Origin of the sequence: Rothia sp. HMSC036D11, from assembly GCF_001814205.1 — a bacterium.
Lineage (GTDB): Bacteria > Actinomycetota > Actinomycetes > Actinomycetales > Micrococcaceae > Rothia > Rothia dentocariosa.
Genome location: NZ_KV815273.1, coordinates 1 through 1,516 on the forward strand (window position 1 = coordinate 1; position 1,516 = coordinate 1,516).

A 1,516-nucleotide genomic window follows, 5' to 3' on the forward strand; every position below is an offset into this window, starting at 1 on the left:
CGGCGGGGGAGGGGTCATTCCGCTGACCCCGCGTAAGCCTCTTCAACCCGGTCAGCAAGCTGTGTCTTAAGGAAATTTTCGATGAAAAACACTAAGTTCACCCGCATCGTCGTTCCTCTTTCCACTGGATGCGCCCTCATGCTCGCGCTCAGCGCCTGTATGACTGTGGAACGAGCTCAGCCGAGTAAATCTGAGGGATCTTCCCCTGTCTCCTCTATATCTTCCTCTGCATCATCTTCTGTCTCACCCGAGTCTTCTTCCGCTTCCCCCACGACGAACCCAACAGAGGAGAAACAGAAGAATGAAGAACAGAGTCATGAGAAACAGATTGTGGGTCTTACTGACGATAATAAGGCTGGTAAACCCCGCCCGCGCGCTGAACAGAAGTCTCAGAGCTCGTTGGGAAAGAATGTAAAACTCAAGGACGACGGTTCGTGGACTGTTGAAGAAGGCAGCGGTCAGGATAAATTATCAGTTGTAGTTAATGTCGATGGCACATTCCATGTGAAGCGTGGAACAGGGTCTGACATATATCACGAAATGACGATTAACGCAGATGGATCTTGGGAGAGGATTGAAAAAGTTTCTTCTTCACAGACAAAAACTCGCGTTAATGCTGACGGCACGTGGAGTGTCGAGCGTAAGAGCGATTCATCTTCCCCAGAAAACGTTGAGGCACATGCTGATGGCACGTGGAAGTCTAGCGGATACTCGAATAATAAGGTCATCACGGGAAACCCTGACGGTACAGCCGTGGAAAAGAATACAGAAACCGGGGAGGAAAAATCTATCACACGTGGGGCGCAGAGTGGGGTTACAACTCCTAGGGAATACATGAATAGTATGTACGATATGGGGTTATATATTCCTCAAAATGGTGTTATTCCCCTGAAACCGCGTACGGCTCTGCCTTTGGGAATGCCTGTTAAAGAGGCTGTTCCTGGAACCGATGAGTATAAGCATGCTACCGCCGAACTTGAGGGCATACTCCTGACGGATGAGAATAAAGCGGGCAAACCCCGACCACGTTCAGAAAAAGACCCCTTCTTCGGTATGGCTAAGGTCAATCCGGATGGTTCGTGGAGCTGGGAATCGCGCGATGGCGACACGACAATACATGTTGCAGCAGACGGCACGTGGACGCAGAAAGATTCTGATAACTCCGGTAATTATGATAAAACTACTGTGTTGTATGCTGACGGCTCATGGGAAATCAAAAATAATACACGCAGCGACGGGGAAGAAATTATTCACGTAAACCCTGACGGAAGTTGGCAGAGAAAAGACCGAGACCGAACAGAAGAAGTAAAATCTGATGGCACCTGGCGTACTCAAAACGCCTATGAAACTGTATACAGCACACCGGACGGCAAAGTATATCGGGAATCGTCATCACGTAAGAGCGAGGTATCTTCGGTAGATAAAGAACGGTATATTTACGTTCCTCCTCAACCAGATTTACTGATTGGTGGAGGTGATGGTCCCGGCGGGGGAGGGGTCATTCCGCTGACCCCGC

1 protein-coding gene is annotated in these 1,516 nt (G+C 49.5%); it reads left to right on the forward strand.

Features of this window, described 5'->3' with window-relative positions:
* Window positions 1-81: 81 nt before the first annotated feature.
* The coding region (locus HMPREF2958_RS00925) for a hypothetical protein (protein WP_070695870.1) at window positions 82-1,516 on the forward strand (1,435 nt) is incomplete at its 3' end.